This window comes from Microbacterium sp. 13-71-7, from assembly GCF_002257455.1.
Taxonomy (GTDB): domain Bacteria; phylum Actinomycetota; class Actinomycetes; order Actinomycetales; family Microbacteriaceae; genus Microbacterium.
This window is the reverse complement of sequence record NZ_NCKN01000310.1, coordinates 1-3,917: the sequence shown is the minus strand read 5'-3', so window position 1 is coordinate 3,917 and position 3,917 is coordinate 1. Positions and strand designations below refer to the sequence as shown.

At 65.4% G+C, this 3,917-nt stretch carries 5 protein-coding genes; 4 read left to right on the top strand and 1 reads right to left on the bottom strand.

Annotated features, from left to right (window positions below; all coding sequences use genetic code 11):
* On the top strand, positions 1-838 hold an 838-nt coding region (locus B7X32_RS19355; RefSeq protein WP_292723469.1), incomplete at its 5' end, for a metallophosphoesterase.
* A 10-nt stretch (positions 839-848) separates the two neighbouring features.
* Positions 849-1,121, top strand: coding sequence for a hypothetical protein (locus B7X32_RS19350; RefSeq protein ID WP_292723466.1), 273 nt, complete (start codon positions 849-851; stop codon positions 1,119-1,121).
* A 1-nt stretch (position 1,122) separates the two neighbouring features.
* On the opposite strand, the gene B7X32_RS19345 is transcribed toward B7X32_RS19350, so the two are convergent.
* Entirely contained in the window at positions 1,123-2,157 is a 1,035-nt protein-coding gene (locus B7X32_RS19345; protein ID WP_292723464.1) for an RNA ligase, read from the bottom strand.
* Between the two features lie 65 nt (positions 2,158-2,222).
* Between B7X32_RS19345 and B7X32_RS19340 the strand changes: the two genes are divergently transcribed.
* On the top strand, positions 2,223-3,125 hold the full coding sequence (locus B7X32_RS19340) for an AAA family ATPase (protein WP_292723460.1): 903 nt from the start codon (positions 2,223-2,225) through the stop codon (positions 3,123-3,125).
* 27 nt (positions 3,126-3,152) lie between these two features.
* Positions 3,153-3,632, top strand: a complete 480-nt coding sequence (locus B7X32_RS19335; RefSeq protein ID WP_292723457.1) for a hypothetical protein — start codon at positions 3,153-3,155, stop codon at positions 3,630-3,632.
* Positions 3,633-3,917 lie beyond the last annotated feature (285 nt).

Genomic DNA, 3,917 nt, shown 5'->3' with positions numbered 1-3,917 from the left:
CGCCCGCTGCGCGAACGGCTCACGGACGGGACCTGTAATGCGGGCCTACGAGACGGCAGAGACCTTCGACCTGCCGGATGAGGAGGTCATCGTTGCCGGGGACTGGCATGGTGACGGCCCGTGGGTGCGGCGAGCATTCCGGGCAGTCAAATCCGTCGGCGGTGTGGCCACGGTGCTGCACGTCGGTGATTTCGCCCTGTGGGATGAGGGGTACTTCGACGTCGTCGACCGCGCGGCGCAATCCGCACACGTTGAGCGCGTGCTCGTCACCCCCGGCAACCACGAGCACTACGGGAAGCTGCAACCGCTCCTGGACGCGGCGAACGGTCGCGCAGTGCGGCTCTCCGACGTCGTGTGGGCGCTGCCGCGCGGGTTCCGGTTCACCGTGAACGGACGTTCGGTCCTGTCAGCGGGCGGGGCGCCGAGCGTGGACTACGCGTGGCGACGACCGGGCAAAGACTGGTGGTCAGAGGAAGCCATCACCGACGGTGACATCTCCCGCTGTGCCACCGGCGGCCACGCGGACGTGATGATTGCTCATGACACGGTGAACGGCTCCGGGGTCTTCGAGGTGGAGAAGCTGCTCTACACGAACCCCCAAGGCTGGTCGGCCGAAGCGTTGGAGTACGCCCGCATAGGACGGGAGAAGCTCACCCGAATCTGGGATGAGGTCGCACCTCCACTTCTCTTCCACGGCCACTATCACGTGCGGGGCTCCGGGCATCGGACGGACCTTGGCCGGCGCACTGAGTCGCTGGCGATGAACGGGATGCCCGGCAACATGGTGCTCCTCAGGTTTGAGGACCTGTCGGTCACAGATGTCCACGCGCGTGACTAGCCTGAGAGGCATGCTCATCGGCGTCATCCGTTCCACCGAAACCCGCGACGTGACCCTGGTCGGCGACGACCTGGATGCGTTGCGCGCGGAACTGGAAGCGCAGGCGACCGGGGACTGGGTGGTGACCGCATCGTCGGTGGAGATGGCACGCCGGTCCACGGAACTCACCCTGATCGGCAGGCTCGCCAACTGGGTGACCCGTGAGATTGAAGCCGATGACCGGGAAGCCCTTCACGCGAAGGTCCCGGACGGGTTCAAGCTCATCTCCATGCGTCGCGTGTGACCTACTCGAGGGTCATGCCGGCGCCCTTGGGCTCGAGCTCATCCCAGATGCTCGGTGCGATGTCACGGCCCGTGAGCTGCGAGAACACCCGCGACCGTTCCGGCTGAGGCACATGCTCCTGCAGCCATAGCGCGCGGTCTTTCATCGTCGGCAGCTGCTGTGCTCGCACCCGCTCGAACGCGTCCAGCGCCTGAGCGGCGCGCTGTGAAAAACGGGCGTGAAGCTCGTCCGCGATGCACCGCACGCCGGCGTGGAACTCGTCGGGGAGAGCCTGTACGAAAGCGTCGTATGTCCCGGCGCGCAACTGCCTCCAGACCTCTTTGGCCGACAGGCTGAAGACGGCGCGGTGAAGGGCGAGGTAGTCGTCCTGCTTGAACTTGACTGCGGTGGACCCGTCCAGCCACGCGACCAAGCCCTCGGCGTTCGGGCGGGGCGCACTCGCGAGCACATCCCGCAGAGTGCCCGCGTGGGAAGCCATAGCGGGCGCGGGCTCGTACTCGCCGGAGACGATGTTGACCCAACCAAGGGGAACAAGCTCATCTCGGTCGCCATAGTCGAGGACGATGCGGTTCGCAGGGTAGACAATCTCGAACACCGCCGTCCACCCATCACGGTGGAGGTGCTCGACCTCGTGGGCCTTCGCCGTCGCATGCAGCGCCTGCTCCGACTCGAACGAACCACGCGTGGCAATCCGCCAGCTTCCGTCAGGTGCGGGGTACGCGATTCCCAATGAGCCGTCGAACTTGTCGAAGGCTCCGAGGATGGGGGCGTCGAGGTCGAAGTCGAGCGCGTCATGTTCGCTGAAGTTGAAGAACTTCGCGAACGGTCGGGCGAGGACCGTGCCCGTGTCGTGGTTGTAGACGAGCCCGCGGGTTCGGCGGGTGACCCCGTTCCATCGCTTCGCGTACTGTGCCTTGTCGGTGTAGTTGAGGATGCGCAGGTGCGGAAACTCAGGGTGCTTGCGTCGCTGAACGTAGCCTGCGGCTACCTCCCGCTCGAGCTCATCGAGGTCGACCAGGTCAGAGAGATGCGTCATAAGCCGTCCTATGCGCGCAGCCAGCTGGTCGCGGCGACCGTCTGACTACTGCGCATAGGTGCCGCATGAAGCTCGTCATCACACGCGGAATCCCCGGGTCCGGCAAAACAACATTCGCGCGCCGCTGGGTTGCCAAGTCACCGGAAACGCGCGTGCGCGTCAACCGGGACGACCTCCGACGGATGCTCTTCGACCAAGCGAACGGATTGTCCTACGCTCAGGAGGGCGAGGTCACCCGGGCGCAGCACGCGGCTGTGACATCCGCCCTGCGAGCCGGCAAAGACGCCATCGTCGACGACACGAACCTGCGGGCCAAGTTCGTCAAGAGGCTGATGGAGCTCGGCGCCGAGGCAGGCGCCGATGTGGTCTTCCATGACATCGAGGTGGACCTGAGGACGGCGCTGTTCCGTGACAGCACGCGCCAGTATCCGGTGGGTGAACGCGTGGTGCGCGACTACTTCGAGCGGTTCACCCGCGCCGGTAAGCTCCCACTCGTACCCGAAATTTCGTCCGAAGCCAAGGCCCGCTGGGTCTCCTACATCCCGGACCTCGAACTGCCTGATGCGTTCATCTTCGACATCGACGGGACACTGGCCCACATCGACGACGGGGGACGGAGCCCGTACGACATGACCCGTGTCTCCGAGGACTACCCCGATGAGACGGTGGCCGACGTTCTCGTTGCGCTCTCCACCAGCAACGACATCGTCCTCGTCTCGGGCCGCAACGAATGCGCACGTGACGACACCGTCTCCTGGCTGAACGAGCATTCCATCCCGTTCAATGCGCTGTACATGCGCGCAGACGAGGACGGCCGCGGCGACGACGTGGTGAAGCACGAGATTCTGCACGGCCAGATTGCGCCTCGATGGCACGTTCGCGGTGTCTTCGATGACCGTGCTCGAGTCGTCGCGATGTGGCGCGATGTTGGCTTGAAGTGCTTCCAAGTGCAGCCGGGCGACTTCTGAGTCGCAGCGTGCGCGCATAGGGAGGGCGTGACCGCCGAGTACCAAGACCGTGCCCATCTGCCTGCAGGCATGTCCCATTTCGCCCGGTGGTTTCAGGGCATCCCTGGGCGGCCCAAGGTGCAGCCGGCCGATGGTGACGCAATTCTGCACAGCACGCGCCGCGGGAACCGGTTCCTGCTATTCGAGTTCAAGCCGGTCGGTGCACCTCTCACGACCGGCCAGAGCATCCTGCTGTCGGGTTTCGGGCGAAAGCCTGGTTGCCAGGCCATGCTGGTCTTCGACCCGCATGCGCACGACCGTTCCGGGGCTGCCTACGCTGAGGACGAGGAGGTCGCCCTCCGGGTGTTCTCGCGGGGGTTCGAAGCCGACGTGGTTACGACCTTTCGTGGCCTGAACCGGGTGCTGGCTGCCTGGTACGCGCGCGACATCGACCTGGTGAAAGTCGCCGAGCGCACCGCAGCGCAGGTCGAGAACCCGACATCTCCCGTTGCCGGAGTCGGGGAATGAGCAGGGGGCGCGCACTCTCTCCTATCCTGCGAGACGCATTCGCTCATCAGCGTCGGCTGCGGGACGATTTCAGCGCGGTCCGGTTGCAGCAGTACATCGACGCGGAGAACGCAACGAACGGGGCACTACTGAACGCTGCTGGGCGGCGCCGGCGCATCGACCCGATGCGGTTGTTCCTCAGCAACCGGGCGTTCGCATACTGCTACGCGAGCGAGGAGCTCCGCGACTGGTGGGCGGAGCACCCCCGCATCACCTTCCCGGACTACGAACGGCAGGTGTACGAAG

Coding starts and splice junctions, on each gene's coding strand:
- B7X32_RS19350 (WP_292723466.1), top strand. CDS start 849: ATGCTCATCGGCGTCATCCGTTCCACCGAAACCCGCGACGTGACCCTG.
- B7X32_RS19345 (WP_292723464.1), bottom strand. CDS start 2,157: ATGACGCATCTCTCTGACCTGGTCGACCTCGATGAGCTCGAGCGGGAG.
- B7X32_RS19340 (WP_292723460.1), top strand. CDS start 2,223: ATGAAGCTCGTCATCACACGCGGAATCCCCGGGTCCGGCAAAACAACA.